11 protein-coding genes are annotated in these 16,607 nt (G+C 70.2%); 7 read left to right on the top strand and 4 right to left on the bottom strand.

What is annotated here, in order from left to right:
- Positions 1-7: 7 nt before the first annotated feature.
- The 4 genes from B0920_RS07285 to B0920_RS25915 all read right to left on the bottom strand — a co-directional run bounded on the left by B0920_RS07285 (position 8) and on the right by B0920_RS25915 (position 5,729).
- Positions 8-1,693, bottom strand: a complete 1,686-nt coding sequence (locus B0920_RS07285) for a diguanylate cyclase (protein ID WP_179119109.1) — start codon at positions 1,691-1,693, stop codon at positions 8-10.
- A 125-nt stretch (positions 1,694-1,818) separates the two neighbouring features.
- Complete coding sequence (locus B0920_RS07280; RefSeq protein WP_078031872.1) at positions 1,819-2,925, bottom strand: metallophosphoesterase; 1,107 nt, start codon at positions 2,923-2,925, stop codon at positions 1,819-1,821.
- Between the two features lie 90 nt (positions 2,926-3,015).
- Complete coding sequence (recJ, locus tag B0920_RS07275) at positions 3,016-4,713, bottom strand: single-stranded-DNA-specific exonuclease RecJ (protein WP_078031871.1); 1,698 nt, start codon at positions 4,711-4,713, stop codon at positions 3,016-3,018.
- On the bottom strand, positions 4,710-5,729 hold the full coding sequence (locus tag B0920_RS25915; protein WP_078031870.1) for a hypothetical protein: 1,020 nt from the start codon (positions 5,727-5,729) through the stop codon (positions 4,710-4,712). The genes recJ and B0920_RS25915 overlap by 4 nt, the downstream gene beginning before the upstream one ends.
- Before the next feature lie 179 nt (positions 5,730-5,908).
- Between B0920_RS25915 and B0920_RS07265 the strand changes: the two genes are divergently transcribed.
- The 7 genes from B0920_RS07265 (at position 5,909) to B0920_RS07235 (ending at position 16,405) form a co-directional block, all read left to right on the top strand.
- On the top strand, positions 5,909-7,180 hold the full coding sequence (locus B0920_RS07265; RefSeq protein ID WP_078031869.1) for a lipoprotein-releasing ABC transporter permease subunit: 1,272 nt from the start codon (positions 5,909-5,911) through the stop codon (positions 7,178-7,180).
- Positions 7,181-7,231: 51 nt separating this feature from the next.
- Positions 7,232-8,494 carry a lipoprotein-releasing ABC transporter permease subunit gene (locus B0920_RS07260; protein WP_078031868.1) on the top strand — a complete coding sequence of 421 codons (1,263 nt, stop codon included), beginning with the start codon at positions 7,232-7,234 and terminating at the stop codon, positions 8,492-8,494.
- Positions 8,487-9,206 (top strand): lipoprotein-releasing ABC transporter ATP-binding protein LolD, encoded by a 720-nt coding sequence (lolD, locus tag B0920_RS07255; RefSeq protein ID WP_078031867.1) that lies wholly within the window; start codon positions 8,487-8,489, stop codon positions 9,204-9,206. The genes B0920_RS07260 and lolD overlap by 8 nt, the downstream gene beginning before the upstream one ends.
- A gap of 2 nt (positions 9,207-9,208) precedes the next feature.
- Positions 9,209-10,012: a TatD family hydrolase gene (locus B0920_RS07250; RefSeq protein ID WP_078031866.1), complete on the top strand. Its 804-nt coding sequence runs from the start codon at positions 9,209-9,211 to the stop codon at positions 10,010-10,012.
- 125 nt (positions 10,013-10,137) lie between these two features.
- A complete protein-coding gene (locus tag B0920_RS07245) occupies positions 10,138-12,981 on the top strand; it encodes a type VI secretion system Vgr family protein (protein ID WP_078031865.1) in 2,844 nt (947 codons plus the stop codon).
- On the top strand, positions 12,978-14,684 hold the full coding sequence (locus B0920_RS07240; protein ID WP_078031864.1) for a triacylglycerol lipase: 1,707 nt from the start codon (positions 12,978-12,980) through the stop codon (positions 14,682-14,684). Before B0920_RS07245 ends, B0920_RS07240 begins: the two co-directional genes overlap by 4 nt.
- A 131-nt stretch (positions 14,685-14,815) precedes the next feature.
- Entirely contained in the window at positions 14,816-16,405 is a 1,590-nt protein-coding gene (locus tag B0920_RS07235) for a T6SS immunity protein Tli4 family protein (RefSeq protein ID WP_078031863.1), read from the top strand.
- The last annotated feature ends 202 nt before the right edge of the window (positions 16,406-16,607 follow it).

Here is a 16,607-nt window from a genome sequence, read left to right as displayed (position 1 = left end):
CACCGGCTCAGGCGGACCGGACCCACCCGTGCAGGGCGACCACCTTCTCGTCCAGAGGCTCGGCCCGCACCACCCTGTTGCGCCCCGCGCTCTTGGCCGCGTACAGAGCGCGGTCCGCCGCTGCCAGCAGCTCGGCGCCGTTCCTTCCGTGCGCCGGCCAGGCGGCGACGCCGAAGGAGGCCGACAGGCCGGTGATGGAACGGGCCCCGCACGGGATGACGAGTTCGGTCAGCGACTGGCGGAGTTGCTCGGCGCAGCGCAGGGCCGCGTCGGCGCCGCAATCGGGCATCAGGATCACCAGCTCCTCGCCACCATGGCGGCACACCAGATCATTGGCGCGCACGCGCGCCGACACCATCCTGGCCGCCTCCTGCAGCACCAGGTCGCCGCCTTCGTGGCCGTAGGTATCGTTGACCAGCTTGAAATGGTCCAGATCGATCATGACGAGTGCGCTCTCGCGCTCGGAGCGCGACAGTTCGCGCTGCAGCGCCTCATCGAGGTGGCGCCGGTTGTACAGGCCGGTAAGAGGGTCGACGATCGACTGGCGGTGCAAGGTGGCGCGCAGGATCACGTTGTTGATCGCCAGGCCGAGCTGCTCGGCAAGCGGCGCGACCAGCTCCGGCGACCGGGCCGCCTCGCCGCTCACCACCATCAAGCCCAGCACTTCGCCCTGGGAGATCATGGGAAGGCATGGCTGGTCCGTTGCCGCCCCGTCCCCGTGGCAGCAGCACAGCCCGCAAGCCTCGGCGGCCATGTGGGGCTTGCCGAGCCGTAGACCCCAGCAGTCTTCCGGGCAGACCGCGGCGGGTGGCCGCGCAGCGGCGCCCCAGGCGGCTTTCAAGTCCAGCAGCTGGTGGCCATGGCGGTACAGGTAGATTCCTCCCGAGCTGGCCGGCAACAACTGCTGCAGGAAGCCCGGCAGCACATGCTCCAGCTCGGCGGTTCCCTTGCTGCTGTCCAGGGCTTGCAGCATGCGGGCCGTGGCGGCGCTGCGGTCGGCCCGCAGCGAGGCCTGGGCCGCATGTTCCGCGTTCGCGCGGGCCAGCAGGCCCGCCTGGCGCGCCGCCTCCGAGCGCTCGCGCAGGCTGCTGGCGCCGATGTAGACGGCCGCCACCAGCACGACCAGGGTGGCCAGCGAGGCGCCGACGCCAAGGGCGGTGTTGTACTTGAGCGAGACGGCAAGCGCCTCGCGCAAGCCGTTGCGCCGATCCGCCAGGTGCTGCGCCTGGAGCGCGAGCAGGCCCTGGAGCTCGTCGAGCTCGCGCTCGTCGACCGCCGTCTGGCCATCGGCCATCGGCGCGGCGCGGCCGTCCCGGTGCCGGGCGATGGTGGCCGCCATCGCGTCCAGCCTGGCCGTGCCGAGTGCCGCGATCCTTGCGATGAGTTGCCGTTCGCGTTCGGATTCCGCGCCGCGCGCGAGTTCCGCGAGGGCGGCCGGGATCCGGGCCGCGTTGGCCTGGTAGGCGGCCAGCGCGGACGGGTTGCCGAGCAGGTAGCCGCGTTCCCCATTTTCGGCCGCCACCAGCGAGGCCATCACGCTGTTATAGGCGCGCTCGCGCGCCGCCACCTCCTTGACCAGGTCCAGGGTCTCGGTCGCCTGGTGGCTGCTGACGAAGGGCAGGGTACCAAGGCAGATGACGATGATGGCCATGATCAGGCCGAAGAGCCGCAGCCCACTGTCGAGTTTGCGCATCGCTGGTGTGGAAATGTGTGAGTATTCGCACAGCTTACCCGCGTACTTACACATTTTGGTTGCAACGAAACAACTAACGTTGCATGCGATACATAATTGTGGTTCAGCCAGCGTGCATGAACCGCTCAGGGAGCGCGAAGGGTGATTTTCAGGATCTCACCCGGTTTCCACAGGCGCATGCGCGGCCCCCAGCTGCCGGCGCCGCGCGTCACGATGCCCTGCAGCTCCCCGGCGCGATAGGCGCCCGCCACGTGCGGGAAGCGGCGCGCCACCGCGTAGTTGAAAGGCCAGATCTGGCCCCCGTGGGTATGCCCGGACAGGAGCAGGCCGATGCCCAGCTCGCGCGCGCGTTCGATCACCGGCGCGGCCGGGATGTGGGCCATCAGGATGGTCGCGCCCTGCGCCGGCGCGGGATACAGCGCGTCCAGGCCCTGCAGCACCGTGCCGCCGCCGCGCAGCCGGCTGCCGATATCGTCGATGCCCGCCAGGTGCAGGCCCGGCAGCAGTTCGATCTTCGCGTCGCGCAGCCAGCGCACCCCGCCTTGCTCGAACTCGGCGATGGTGCCGGCGGCGTCGCCGTAGAACTCGTGGTTGCCGGTGACCGCCCACACGCCCCGAGGCGCGCGCAGTCCGCGCAGCACGCCCGGCAGGGCCGGATCGGCGGTCGGCTCGTCCTCGACCTGGTCGCCCAGCAGCAGCACGGCGGCCGGCTGCAGGCCGTTGATGGTCTCCACCACGTCCTTCATCCAGGGCGCGCGGCGCTGGGCACCCAGGTGCAGGTCACTGGCGGCAGCCAGCACCGTGCCGTCCAGGGCCGGCGGCAGGCCGGGCAGGACGATCTCGTGCTCGACCACCACCGGCGTGCGCATCGCCTGGTAGACCGCGAAGCCGCTCACCAGGACCCCGAGGAGGGCGGCGCCCGCCGTCACCTTACGGTTGTGCGCCTTCCACCAGAAGCCGAAGCCGGTCACCAGGTCGGCGGCCAGCAGGCAGACCGACATGATGAACAGGAAGCCGATCCAGCTCATGGCGAACTGGCCGGGCCACCAGCGCCAGTCGAGCGCCTCGTCGCCCAGGTGGACGCCGCCCAGGTAGACCAGCCACAGGGCGAGCGCGCCCAGCGTCCAGGCGCGCGCCGGAACGTGGCGGCGGATGGCGTCGATGCGGTACAGGCGCGCCGTCACGTACAGGTGCATCAGCGTGCCGAAGATGTTCAGGACGATCGAAAACATGCTCTTCCATGAAAGGGGATTGGCGGGCGCATCATAGCCGCCCGCCGGCGCCGGCGTCGCCCGCCAGGCCGGGACGCCCGGGAGTCTGCGCTAGGCCGGCTCGGCGTGTTCGACCAGCAGCTGGACCTTGGTGACGCCGTTGTATTCGTTGGCGTCGAGGCGGAAAGCGACCCGGGCGCGCTCCGGCAAGGCCTCGTTGTGGCCGAACCAGATCGCGTCGTAGCGCCGGCCGTTACGCTCCAGCAGCAGCTTGAGGTGGCGCTCCTTCAGCACCCGCTGGCTGACCACGCGGAACTCGTCGCAGAACACCGGCGGCGCGAAGCCCTGGCCCCAGACCTGGCCGTCGCACAGCTCGATGAACTGGGTCGAGTAATACTCGTCCTCGAGCGGGCCGTCGGTCTCGACGATGCGTTCCAGCTGGGCCTCGGTGAGCCAGGCGCGGCCCACCGCCTCGAAGGCCTGCGAGAAGGCGTCGAAGGACTCGCCGCGGATCGACAGGCCGGCCGCCATCGCGTGGCCGCCGAACTTGTCGATCAGGCCGGGCACGCGCTTGGACACCAGGTCGAGGGCGTCGCGCAGGTGAAAGCCCGGGATCGAGCGTCCGGAACCCTTGATCCAGCCGTCCCCGGCCGGGGCGAAGGTGATGGTCGGGCGGTAGAATTTTTCCTTCAGGCGCGAGGCGACGATGCCGATCACGCCCTGGTGCCAGCCTTCGTCGAACACCGCGATGGTGCTGGCGTCGGCCGGCTGGAAGCTGTCCAGGTGCAGCAGGGCGGTGTCCTGCATCTCGGCCTCGATCTCGCGGCGCTTGAGGTTGATCTCGTTGAGCTGCTGGGCGATGGCCCAGGCGCGGCCCGGATCGTCCGTCACCAGGCACTCGATGCCGAGCGACATGTCTTCCAGTCGCCCGGCGGCGTTCAGGCGCGGGCCGAGGGCGAAACCGAGGTCGAAGGGTGAGGCGCAGCGCGCTTCGCGGCCCGCCACCCGGAACAGGGCGGCGACGCCGGCGTGCATGCGGCCGGCGCGCATGCGGCGGATGCCCTGCGCCACCAGGATGCGGTTGTTGGCGTCGAGCTTGACCACGTCGGCCACGGTGCCCAGGGCCACCAGGTCGAGCAGGCTGTCGAGCTTGGGCTGGGTCTGGGCGTCGAACACGCCGCGCCGGCGCAGTTCGGCGCGAAGGGCCAGCAGCACGTAGAACACCACGCCGACGCCGGCCAGGTGCTTGCTGGGGAAGCCGCACTCCGGCTGGTTCGGGTTGACGATCACGCGCGCACGCGGCAGGGCGTCGCCCGGCAGGTGGTGGTCGGTGACGACCACGTCGATGCCGCGCCGGTTGGCTTCCTCCACGCCTTCGATGCTGGCGATGCCGTTGTCGACCGTGATGATGACCTCGGGCGACTTCTCGCGCGCGGTCAGGGCCACGATCTCGGGTGTCAGGCCATAGCCGTACTCGAAGCGGTTGGGGACGATGTAGTCGACCTCGGCGCCCATGGCGCGCAGCCCGCGCAGCGCGGTCGCGCAGGCGGTGGCGCCGTCGCAGTCGTAGTCGGCGACGATGGTCATGCGACGGCGCGCCTGGATGGCGTCGGCCAGGAACAGGGCGGCGGCGTCGATGTGCTTCAGGCCGCCGGGCGGCGAGAGCGCGGCCAGCTCGCTGGCCAGTTCGCGTGCGTCTTCCAGGCCGCGCGCGGCGTAGATGCGCGCCAGCACCGGGTGCACGCCGGACTGGCGCAGCATCTCGGAGGTGCGCCAGGAGCAGGGACGGGTGGCGATGCGGGTCTTCATGCGGACAGTCGTGCGAGAGTCGGACGGTTCCAGAACTTGCGCTGGGCCAGGCCAGTGGTGCTCAGGTCGAGCAGGGCTTCGCGGCTGCTCAGGACCAGCCGCAGCCGCTTCAGGCGGCCATCCTTGAGGGTCGCCAGCAGGGGCGCGAACAGCTGCTCCTCGAAGCGCTGCATGCCCATCACCCAGCTGCCCCAGTCGGCGGCGATGGCCGCTTCGGCCAGGTCGCCGGCCACCAGCATGGCGTCCTGCCCGAGCACGGCGTCGAGGCCGGCGAGGGTGTCGAGGCGGCGCCCGCCGAGCGCGGCCAGCCAGCCGGGCACGGCGTGGGTCAGCATGGCGCTGTGGCGGCCGGCGTTGGTGTCGGCCGCGCCCCACAGCCAGAACGCGTTCACCGGCGGCAGGCGGCGCGCTTCGCGCGCGGCGTTCACCGGATGGGCGTACCACAGCATCTGGATCTCGTTCTGCAGGCGGCGGTAGGGCAGGGCCTTGTCGCCCTTGGGCATGAAATCGGTCAGGTCCATGCCGACCACGGTGTCCGGGGTCGCCAGGTCGAGGCCGGTCCAGGCGTCAGCGCGCAGGAACCAGGTGCCGGCGTCGCCATAGGCCAGCCGGTGGCCGGCTTCCTCGCACAGGGGACGCGCGGCCTCGAACAGGGCGCGGCCCTCGTCCTCGCTCAAGGCCAGCTGGCGCAGGTCGGCCATCATCAGGTGGCTGCGCGCGATCTGGATATGGGCCGGGTTGACGATGAACCAGTTGCCCTCGCCGGGGTCGAGGCCCAGGCCGCGCATGGCGGCCGCGGCGAAGGCGGGCCGGCCCTCGCGCTCCAGGCCGAGGCTGCGCGCCAGCCAGGTCTCGTGCGGCAGGGCGTGCACGGCCTCGCCGGTCCGGTGCTGGGCGTGGCTGGACGTGCGCGAGAGCAGGGCGGCCAGCGCCGGGGTGTTCAGGGCGCGCGCCAGGTCGGGGGCGAATTCGGGGAGCGGCAGTGCGTAAGGCAGGACGAGCGTGAGATGGGCCATCCCGCTATTTTAGGGCAAACCGGGGCCGGAGGAGAACCGGCGGCCCGCTTTTCGGCGGGTCAGGCGCGAGCCCTGCGCTCTATCCTTGTTACAATGTCAAGCTGTCGATTTTAACAATTCATGCCAGGGTAGGGGTTTGTCTGGCAAACTGCGAGCTTGGCGGACCCGAACCGGATTACATGAGCACCACCCACACCTTTCCCTACGAATGGCAGATCGGCCTGCGCTACACGCGGGCAGGCAAGCGCAGCGGGCGCAACCGCTTCATTTCGTTCATCTCGCTGGCCTCGGTGGCCGGCATCGCCCTCGGGGTCGCCGCCCTGATCGTGGTCCTGTCGGTCATGAACGGCTTCACCAGGGAAGTCACCAACCGCATGCTCTCGGTGCTCTCCCACGTCGAGGTCTACGACGCCCGCGGCGCCATGCGCGGCTGGGAAGGCGCGCGCCAGGAAGCCCTGCGCCACCCCGAGGTGCGCGCCGCCGCGCCTTTCGTCGACGCCCAGGCCATGCTGCTGTCGGGCGAGGTGATGAAGCCGGCCCTGCTGCGCGGGGTCCTGCCGGCCGACGAGGCCAAGGTGGCGGACGTGACGCGCCAGACGAAGGCCGGCAGCTTCGAGGCCCTGCAGCCGGGGTCCTCCAACGTGATCATCGGCAGCGCGCTGGCGCGCGCCCTCGACGTCAAGGTCGGCGACCGCCTCACCATGCTGCTGGCCTCGAACGGCCTGCCGGGCGAGACGCCCCAGGCCGCGCCGCGCGGCCGCGCGCTGACGGTGGCCGGCATCTTCGAGGCCGGCCATTTCGAATTCGATTCCTCGCTCGGCTTCCTGCACCTGGCCGACGCCGAGAGCGCGCTGGGCGTGGACGCGCCCAACGGCCTGCGCCTGCGCCTGGCCGACCTGCACGCCGCCCCGCGCGTGGCCGAGGAGCTCCGGCGCGACATGTCGGGCGAACTGATTTTGCGGGACTGGACCAAGGTCAACGCGATCTGGTTCGCCGCCGTGCAGTCGCAGAAGCGCATGATGTTCATCATCCTGACCATGATCGTCGCGGTCGCCGCCTTCAACCTGGTCTCGACCCTGGTCATGACGGTGCGCGACAAGCAGGCCGACATCGCTATCCTGCGCACCCTGGGGGCCTCGCCCCTGTCGATCATGAAGATCTTCATGGTCCAGGGCACCCTGGTGGGCCTGCTGGGCGCGCTGCTGGGCGTGGGCGCCGGGGTCGCGGTGGCGCTCAACGTCGACGTCATCGTGCCGCTGATCGAGCGCCTGTTCGGGGTGCACTTCCTGTCGCAGGAGGTCTACCTGATCGACGAGATTCCCTCCGACCTGCACTGGGCCGACGTCGGCTGGATCGGCGGCGTGGCGGTGCTGCTGTCCTTCCTGGCCACCCTCTACCCTAGCTGGTCGGCCTCGCGCGTCAAGCCGGCCGAGGCCCTGCGCTATGAATGAGCGCGGCCCGGATCGACCCGTCCACCACACCCAAGGAAAACCGCAAAGTACATGAGCATCATCCAGGCATTGCCCTACGAATGGCTGGTCGGCCTGCGCTACACGCGCGCCGGCAAGCGTAGCGGCCGCGACAGTTTCATCTCCTTCATCTCGCTGATCTCGGTGACCGGCATCGCCCTCGGCGTGGCCGCCCTGATCATCGTGCTGTCGGTGATGAACGGCTTCCAGAAGGACGTCACCGACCGCATGTTGTCGGTGCTGGCCCACGTCGAGGTGTTCCAGGAAGGCGGCATGCCCGACTGGCGCGCTTCCGCGCAGCAGGCGATGCGCCACCCGGCCGTGCGCGGGGCCGCGCCTTTCGTCGAGACCCAGGGCCTGCTGCAGAAGGGCGGCGCGATGCGTCCCTCGGCGGTGCGCGGCGTGCTGCCGGGCGAGGAAGAAAAAGTGTCGGACGTGGCGCGCCAGGTGGTGCAGGGCAGTTTCGCGGCCCTGGAACCGGGCCGTTTCAACATCGTGCTGGGCGACGGCCTGGCGCGCGCCATGAATGTGGGCATCGGCGACCGGGTCACCATGTACCTGGCCCAGGCCCAGATGACCCCGGCCGGCATGCTGCCGCGCACCCGCTCCTTCACCGTGGCCGGGATCTTCAAGTCTGGCCATCCGGAATTCGACGCCAGCCTGTCTTTCGTGCACATCGAGGATGCGCAGCGCATGGAACGCCTGAGCGCCCCCGCCGGGCTGCGCCTGCGCATTGCCGACGTGCGCGAGGCGCCGCTGGTGGCCAAGGAACTGGAGCCCCTGCTGCCGGCCGGCAGCGAGGTGCGCGACTGGTCCAAGCTCAATGCCAACTGGTTCGCCGCCGTCCAGACCGAAAAGAAGATGATGTTCATCGTCCTCACCCTGATCATCGCGGTGGCCGCCTTCAACCTGGTCTCGAGCCTGGTGATGACCGTGACCGACAAGCAGGCCGACATCGCCATCCTGCGCACCCTCGGCGCCTCGCCCGGATCGATCCAGAAGATCTTCATGATCCAGGGCGCCGTGATCGGCCTGCTGGGCACGGCGGCCGGCCTGGTGCTCGGCGTGCTGGTGGCCCTGAACATCGACCTCATCGTTCCATTCATTGAAAACCTGCTGGGAGTGCAGTTCTTGTCGAAAGATATCTACCTGATCAGTACCGTTCCGTCCGACCTGCGCTGGCCGGACGTGGCCCGCATCGGCGTCGTCTCGGTCCTGCTGGCCTTCGCCGCCACCCTCTACCCGAGCCGTTCGGCGGCGCGCGTCAAACCGGCGGAGGCGCTGCGCTATGAGTGAGGTGAACAATGGGGTGAACAAGGCAGAGGGCGCACCGGTCCTGGCCTGCCGCGGCCTGGGCAAGACCTTCAAGCAGGGCGACTACACCGTGCAGGTGCTGGCCAACATCGACTTCGCCGTCTACCGCGGCGAGCGGGTCGCCATCGTCGGCGCCTCGGGCTCGGGCAAGTCGACGCTCTTGCACCTGCTGGGCGGGCTGGACACGCCGAGCACCGGCAGCGTGACCCTGCTGGGCGAGGATTTCGCCACCCTGTCCGAGGCGCGCCGGGGCGAGCTGCGCAACACCTCGCTCGGCTTCGTCTACCAGTTCCACCACCTGCTGCCGGAATTCTCGGCCCTGGACAACGTCACCATGCCGCTCCTGATCCGGCGCGAGAAGCGCGACGCCGCGCAGGCCAAGGCCCAGGCGATCCTGGAACGGGTCAAGCTGGGCAAGCGCGTCGTGCACCGTCCGGGCGAGCTGTCCGGCGGCGAACGCCAGCGGGTGGCGCTGGCGCGGGCCCTGGTGACCCAGCCGGCCTGCGTGCTGGCCGACGAACCGACCGGCAACCTCGATCACTCGACCGCGCAAGCCATCTTCGACCTGATGCTGGAGCTCTCGCGCACCCTCGGCACCGCCTTCGTGATCGTCACCCACGACATGGAACTGGCGCGCCGCTGCGACCGCGTGCTGCGCCTGACCGAGCACGGCCTGCAGCCGCTGGAGGCTTGAACATGTGGATCGACACCCACTGCCACCTCGACGCCCACGAATTCCAGGGCGAGGGCGTGGAGATCGCGCGCCGCGCCCGGGAGGCGGGGGTGGGCATGATCGTGCTGGTGGCGGTCGACCGCGGCAATTTCGAGGCCGTGGCCCAACTCGCGGCCCAGGCGCCCAACGCCTGTTATGCGCTCGGCATCCACCCGATCTTCGTGCCCCAGGCGCGCGACGAGGACCTGGCGGCCTTGCGCGCGGCGGTGGAGGCCGCGCTCGACGACCCGCGCTTCGTGGGCGTGGGCGAGATCGGCCTGGACTTCTTCATCCCGCTGCTGTGCGAGCCGGCCATGCGCGAAAAGCAGGAGCGCTTCTTTCGCGAACAGCTGCGCATCGCGCGCGACTTCGACCTGCCTGTGTTGACCCACGTGCGGCGCTCGCAGGACCAGGTGCTCAAGCACCTGCGCCAGATCCGTCCGGCGGGCGGTATCGCCCATGCCTTCAACGGCAGCTTCCAGCAGGCCCGGACCTTCATCGACCTGGGTTTCCACCTGGGCTTCGGCGGCGCCATGACCTTTACCCGCGCGCTCCAGATCCGGCGCCTGGCGGCCGAGCTGCCGCTCGAGTCCATCGTGCTCGAGACCGACGCGCCCGACATCGCGCCGAACTGGATCCATCCGGGCCGCAACAGCCCGGAGGAGCTGCCGCGCATCGGCGCCGTGCTGGCCGAATTGCGCGGCATGGCCCCGGACAGCGTGCGCGAGGCGGTACAGGAGAATTCCTTGAGGGCAATTCCGCGCCTGCGCGGGCTGGCCGGACTTTGAGCCTGCTTGACGACCGCCGCGCTTCGCAAAAGTTCACTCTTGTGCTCATGATCGGAAGCAACGCGTAAGGCGTGCTCTTCTGCCAAGATGGCTTCCTGGCCCGTTCTAACGCACAGGAGAGACACTTGGACAGCGCGAGCGAATTCCTGCGCATGCTGGAGCACGAGAAGTCGCTGACGACGGCCCACCGTCCGATCCGGCTGCGTCTCGGCCATGCCGACCACCTCGCCGACGAGGTCCTGCTGCCCCAGCGCGTGAGCGGCGTCGAGGCGGTGTGCGGCGGCATCGAGTACGTGGTCACCTGCGTGGCCAGCACGCCGCGCCTGCCGCTCAAGGAGCTGATCGCGCTGCCGGCCGAAATCCAGCTGGTCACCGACCGCGGCCAGCTGCGCGGCGTGTGCGGCATCGTGGCCGAGGCCCGCGCCGGCGACTTCGACGGCTCGCTCGCCGTCTACCAGCTGGTGATCCGCGACGCCCTGGCGATCATGGAAAAGCGCGTCAACAGCCGGGTGTTCCGCTACCAGAGCGAGCTCGACATCGTGCAGCTCCTGTTCGAGGAATGGAGCCAGTCCAGCGGCGTGATGGCCAACGCCTTCGACTACGAGCTCGACCCACTGTTCGACCTGCGCCAGTTCCCGCCGCGCGAGCAGACCATGCAGCACAACGAATCCGACGCCGCCTTCGTGCGCCGCCTGCTCAAGCGGCGCGGCGTGGCCTGGTATTTCCGTCCGGGCCGGGCCCGGCCCACGCGCGAGCGCGCGGCCGGCGAGGCGCCGGAACACGACGGGGCGCCGGCCCACACCCTGGTGCTGTTCTCCGATCCGCAATCGCTGCCACGCGCCAGCGCCGGCAGCATCCGCTACCACCGCAGCGACGCCACCGAGGAGCGCGACACCATCGTCTCCTGGTGCGCGGCGCGCCGCCTGCAGCCGGGCAGCATCACCCGCCACAGCTGGGACTACCGCAACCCGCTAGGCGCCCAGTTCATGACCACCACCGCGCGCAGCATGGCCGACCAGGGCCGCAGCGGCAACGAGCTGGCCGCCACCCTCGACGACTACCTGGTCGAGATGCCCCACGCCGGCAACGATACCGAAGACCACTGGCGCCTGGGCCAGGTGCGCATGAACCGCCACGAGTTCGAGACCAAGTGCTTCCACGGCGAAGGCACGGTGCGCGACCTGCGCGCGGGCGAGTACTTCACGCTCACTGGCCACCCCGAGATCGACACCCACCCGGCGGCCGAGCGCGACTTCACGGTGGTGGCGCTGCGCATCGAGGCCGAGAGCAACCTGCCGGCCGACCTGTCGGCGCGGGTCGACCGCCTGATGGGCCCCTACCGCGAAGGCGGCGGCCTGCTGGCGACGGGCGGGCGCGGCAGCCTGCTCGACAGTTCGCGGGTGCGGGTCAGCTTCGACGCCGTGCGGCGCGGCATTGCGCTGGTGCCGGCCTTCGATCCGCGCTACGACCTGCCGCATCCGCAGCTCCAGAGCGCCATCGTCACCGGCCCGCCGGGCGAGGAAGTGCATTGCGACGCCCTCGGCCGCGTCAAGATCCGCTTCCCCGGCATGCGGGTGCAGGACCACCGCCACGCGCACGGCGCCGGCGCCTCCGACACCCCGGCCGACTCGGCCTGGGTGCGGGTCGCCACCAACTGGGCCGGCAGCGGACCCGGCAGCCAGCAGCAGGCCGGCACCCTCGGCCTGCCGCGGGTCGGCACCGAGGTGCTGGTGGCCTTCCTGGGCGGCGACCCGGACCGGCCGGTGGTCCTGTCCCAGCTCTTCAACCAGCGCGCCCAGCCGCCGGCCCTGAGCCGGCTGGGCGAGCTTCCCGGCAACCGCTATCTGTCCGGCATGCGCAGCCACGAGGTGGGCGGCGCGCGCAGCAACCACCTGATGTTCGACGACACCCCCGGCCAGATTGGCGTCCAGGTCAGCAGCGAGCATGCGGCCTCGAGCCTGAACCTCGGCTGGCTGGGCGAGCCGCGCGCCAACGGCAGCGCAGCCCCGCGCGGGGAGGGCGCCGAGCTGCGCAGCGACAAGGCGGTCGCGGTGCGCGGCGGCGAAGGCGTCCTGATCAGCGCCGGCGGCCGGCTCGACGACGGCGGCGGGCAGCTCGAGCGCGAGGGCCTGGTCGGCATCGGCGAACTCATGCACAGCGTGCTGGAGGAGCTCGGGCGCCTGGCCGCCGAGCACGGCGAAGAGGAAAAGGCCAAGCCGCGCCTGGCCGAGCTGCTGGGCAAGCTCAAGCGCTGGCACGAGGGCTCGAATGTCGCCCCCGGCGCCGGCAAGGGCGGCGAGGCGCTGGCCGCGTTGACCGCGCCGGCCGGCGTGGTGCTGGCCAGCGAAGACAATGTCGCGGTGGGCGCCCAGCAGAAGGTGGACGTGGTCTCGGGTGGCGACGTCGAGGTCTCGGCTGGCCGCGGCCTGTTCCTGCGCGCCGCGCGCGCGCTCAACCTGTTCGCCTACGAGCTGGGCCTGCGCCTGATCGCCGGGCGCGGCGACATCGTGGTCCAGACCGACAAGGGCGACATCGAGCTCAAGTCGTCCGGCAAGATCAGGCTGATCGCCGCCCAGGGCATCGAACTCGAAGCGCCCACGGTCAAGGTGGTCTCGCAGGGCGCCCAGACCGACTGGGAGGGCGGCACCATCACCCACCAGAGCAGTGGCGGGCACGTGGTGAAGTCCGCGAGCATCGACTACGTCACGGGCGGCGACGGCGCCCCGGTCGGGCTCAAGCTGCCGGCCACCACCCTCGAGACCGACGAGCGGGTGGTGGTGTTCGACCGCCAGACCGGGATGCCGGCCAAGGGCAAGCGCTACGTCGCCCGCCACGAGGACGGCACCACGATCCAGGGCGTGACCGACGAGGAGGGGCGCACCAGCATCCTCCACACCTATGCGATGGGCGACATCGAGATACGGCTGTTGCCCGACGATGAAGACCCACCCGGTGCGGACCTGGCATGAGCGAGCCGACCCGCCCCATCCACCAGCCGAGAGTCGACCCCGACGGCAGCCTGGTGGCGCATACGGTTGCGACCCCCACCTCCTTCAAGGTGCGGGCCAAGCTGACCGTGGGCTCGCGCAAGGTGGTGCCGGTGATCTTCGTGCCGGGCATCATGGGCTCGAACCTGCGCGTCAAGCGCAAGCGCGCCCCAGGGGCCGGCGACCCCTTGCGGCCCGGCGAAGCCGCCTGGCGCCCGCCCAACGGGCTGCTCGACAGCTACAAGGCGGTCAGCATCTGGTCCGACCGCAGTCCCGCGCTGCGCCAGCGCATCCTCGACGCCGAGCTGCTCGAAGTCGACCCGGACGGCGAACTCGCCTACCACGGCTCCATGCTCGATGCGCAGGTCATGCGCGAGCGCGGCTGGGGCGAGGTCTACGCCGACTCCTACGGGGCCTTGCTGGTCGAGTTGCAGCGCCGTCTCGACAAGACCTTCCAGCGTTCCCAGTCGGGCGCGCGCGAGATCCGGCCGGCCTGGAAGCGGGTGATGGAGACGCCGCCGGAACGCTGGGGCGTGCGCCAGATCGAGCGGATCACCGAACAGGAGCTGGAAAAATACGCGGGCTACCAGTATCCGGTCTACGCCTTCGGCTACAACTGGCTGGAGTCCTGCGAGGTCTCGGCGCGGCGCCTGCGCGCGCGCATCGACGAGATCAGGAAATTCTGGTCCGACCGCAAGCACGAATGCAGGAAGGTGATCCTGGTGACCCACTCCATGGGCGGCCTGGTCGCGCGCGCCTGCGCCCGCCTGAGCGAACAGGCCGACGCCGGCGTCACCGACATCGCCGGCATCATCCACGGCGTCATGCCGGCCCTCGGCGCACCGGTCGCCTACCGCCGCATCGCCTGCGGCACCGAAGGCGGGAACTACACCAAGCACCTGCTCGACAACCTCGATGCGGGAGGATTCGCCGAGATCGCCGGCGACACCCCGGAGGAGACCACGCCCGTGATGGCCCTGGCGCCGGGCGTGCTGCAACTGCTGCCGAACCATCTCTACCCGAGGCCGTGGCTGTTCCTCAAGACCGTGCACGCCGTGAACGGGAAGGACGAGGTCCGCGACCACGTGGCCCTGCCGGACGGGAACCCGTACGACTTGTATCGCGATACCGTGTCCTGGTACCGCATGATCGACCCCGGGCTGGCCGATCCGGCGCGCAAGTACGCCAAGGAGCGCGGCGGCCTGCTGGGCAGGATACGGCGCCACGTCGACGAAGCCGAGCGCTTCCATACGCGCACGCTAAGTATCGACGGTAACAAGCTCACGCCGTCCAGGCCCTACTACCATCCGAACACCTATGCCTTCTACGGGGCCGACCCGGCGCTCAAGACATACAGCCGTATCCAATGGGTGGCGCGGGTGCCGGGATCGAGCCGCGTCGCCCTGACGCCGAGGAACATCCGCGACGGCAGGGCCGTGGAAACGAGCCGCGATGGCGCGCGCGAGGTCGCGATCGAGAAGGACCTGCGCCTGCGCTTCCGCGTCTCGCCCCAGGACAGCCACGGCGACGAGACGGTGCCGCTGCCGTCCGCGCTGGGGCCGGAGCTGCACGTGCGCCAGCTGTTCTCGGCGGGCGGCTTCCGGCACCAGGACAGCTTCAAGAGCAGCGACATGCTGCTGCTCACGCGGCACCTGATCGTCAAGATCGTCCAGGGCATACCATGAAGTGGCTCCGTAGCCGACGGATAAGGTGGATCGGCGGTTTGGCAGCACTGGCACTGGCCCTGGTGTCCTGCTTTGCCAATTCGGTACAGTTCCACAACGGGAAGAATGCGGTGGCAAAGATGAGCGGAAAAATGAAAACGGTGTGCGTCGGTCGCTTTCTCATCGATCTGCCGGCCGAAGCCCAGGTCGACGTCAGCCAGGGCTATACCGGCGGCTTCCATTTCACCAGCAGCGCCGACGAGACCGAGGAGGAGTTCGCGGACCGCCTGCGGGCCCTGGAAGAGGAAGTGCTGGCCTCCCCGAGCGAGGACGGCAGGCCGGCGCTCCAGCTGCGGAGAGCCTTGTCCTTCGACGGCGCGCACGGCGAGCTCTTCGTGTACAACCGGCGGCGCGGCGAGACCGTGGTCGACGACAAGGTGGTCGAGATCGAAGACGTGAGCGTGCGGGCGATGCTGCGCTTTCCGGGTGTGAGCGTGAGCGCCAGCGCCGACCACATGGCGCTCGACGCGGGCGAGCGCCTGGAGCGGCTGCTGCGCAAGACCCGGCCGACCGGCACGGACGAGATTCCGGCGGAAAAGGGTTTCTGCATCGACCATGTCATGGTGGGCGAGCCGATCGAGGACGCCGATACCGAGAAGGTGGTGATGTTCGCCGGCCTGCCGGACCACCCCGACGTCAACATCGTCCTGTCCAGCATGGCCGGCACGGAGCCGGCGCCGGGTTTGCTGGCGCGCCGCGCCAGGACGAAGGAACGCTTGCCGGTCTTCGTCCAGCTGGCGACGACCAGCCTGTTCGAGCGGGCGCGCAGCATCAACGGCCTTGCGGGCGAGGAGGTGGGATTGCGCGTGCGGGAACCCAACTTCACGACCGGCTACTCCTTTCAGTGGGAAAAACCGGTGGAGGGAAACGAGGTCACCACGCCGCTGCTCAACCTGGAATTCGAGTCGGGCACCAATCCGGTCAGCGGCGGCAAGCCGGTGCAGTCCACCCTGTCCGAGGAAGCGATGCTGGAGCTCTGGGAACGCATCTCGGGCAGCCTGCGAGTGAGGCCCGCCGCCGCCGGCAAGGCGACTGCGGCGTCGCCCGTTCCGGTAGCCTTGGGCACGAGCGCGCTGGCAGGTGAGGTGTGTCCCGAGAGCGGCTGGTGGCGCTGCGGCGATGGCGGCGAGGGCATCGGCGTGTTCGGCGGAGAGCGCCAGTTCCTCAAGAAGGGCCAGCGCATGCCCCAGGCCTTGCTGCTGCCTCCGCCCACGCTCTGGCAGAGGTTGCGCGGGCTTCAGCCGAGCTTCGAGAGCCGCAATCCGACCCTCTGGACCTTGGCGGACAAACGGGCCACGCCCAGGCTGGCGCAGGCGCCGGGGCTGGCCCAGGCATTGATGATGGCGGACGCGGGCCGGGTTCCGGCGAGCGCCTCGCCGACCGCGAGCGTGGAGCTCCCGCTCGGCAGCGTCGTCCCGACCGGGGCGGCCTGTCCAGCCAGCGGCTGGTGGCGCTGCGAGGACAGCCACGCCCTGGACGGCACGCGCTGGTTCGCGGCCGGCAGCGTGCTGCCAGCGGCCACCTTCCGCACCCAGATCCACGGGCGCGGCAGCGGCTTCCCCGAGCTGATCCACCGCAGAAGTTCATGGCAACTGGTCCGGCGCGCCGACGCCGAGAAGCCCGAGCACGGCGCGGACGGCGTGCCGCCCCGGCCCGGCCCGAGCGGTCCTAGCGCGGCCTGAGCGCCGCTGCCGCCCGGCGTGCGCGCCTGGGCGTCGCACGGTCCGTGCAGGACGCGGCCTCCGTGCGGCCGTAGCCGATACTCCTCACTGCCTCGATGGTCGCGCAGGTCTTGGGCGCCGCGTCGTGCTGCCCACTGCGGCCGGCCACACCCACGCGGCCACACCCACGCGGCCACACCCACGCGGCCATACCGATGCAGGC

Origin of the sequence: Massilia sp. KIM (assembly GCF_002007115.1) — a bacterium.
Lineage (GTDB): Bacteria > Pseudomonadota > Gammaproteobacteria > Burkholderiales > Burkholderiaceae_D > Telluria.
This window is presented reverse-complemented; position numbering and strand designations above follow the sequence as displayed.

Excerpts from the sequence above, each read along its gene's own strand:
- B0920_RS07265 (WP_078031869.1), top strand. The coding sequence starts at position 5,909 with ATGAGCACCACCCACACCTTTCCCTACGAATGGCAGATCGGCCTGCGC.
- lolD (WP_078031867.1), top strand. The coding sequence starts at position 8,487 with ATGAGTGAGGTGAACAATGGGGTGAACAAGGCAGAGGGCGCACCGGTC.
- B0920_RS07285 (WP_179119109.1), bottom strand. The coding sequence starts at position 1,693 with ATGCGCAAACTCGACAGTGGGCTGCGGCTCTTCGGCCTGATCATGGCC.
- B0920_RS07240 (WP_078031864.1), top strand. The coding sequence starts at position 12,978 with ATGAGCGAGCCGACCCGCCCCATCCACCAGCCGAGAGTCGACCCCGAC.
- B0920_RS07260 (WP_078031868.1), top strand. The coding sequence starts at position 7,232 with ATGAGCATCATCCAGGCATTGCCCTACGAATGGCTGGTCGGCCTGCGC.
- B0920_RS25915 (WP_078031870.1), bottom strand. The coding sequence starts at position 5,729 with ATGGCCCATCTCACGCTCGTCCTGCCTTACGCACTGCCGCTCCCCGAA.
- B0920_RS07280 (WP_078031872.1), bottom strand. The coding sequence starts at position 2,925 with ATGTTTTCGATCGTCCTGAACATCTTCGGCACGCTGATGCACCTGTAC.
- recJ (WP_078031871.1), bottom strand. The coding sequence starts at position 4,713 with ATGAAGACCCGCATCGCCACCCGTCCCTGCTCCTGGCGCACCTCCGAG.
- B0920_RS07235 (WP_078031863.1), top strand. The coding sequence starts at position 14,816 with ATGAAAACGGTGTGCGTCGGTCGCTTTCTCATCGATCTGCCGGCCGAA.
- B0920_RS07250 (WP_078031866.1), top strand. The coding sequence starts at position 9,209 with ATGTGGATCGACACCCACTGCCACCTCGACGCCCACGAATTCCAGGGC.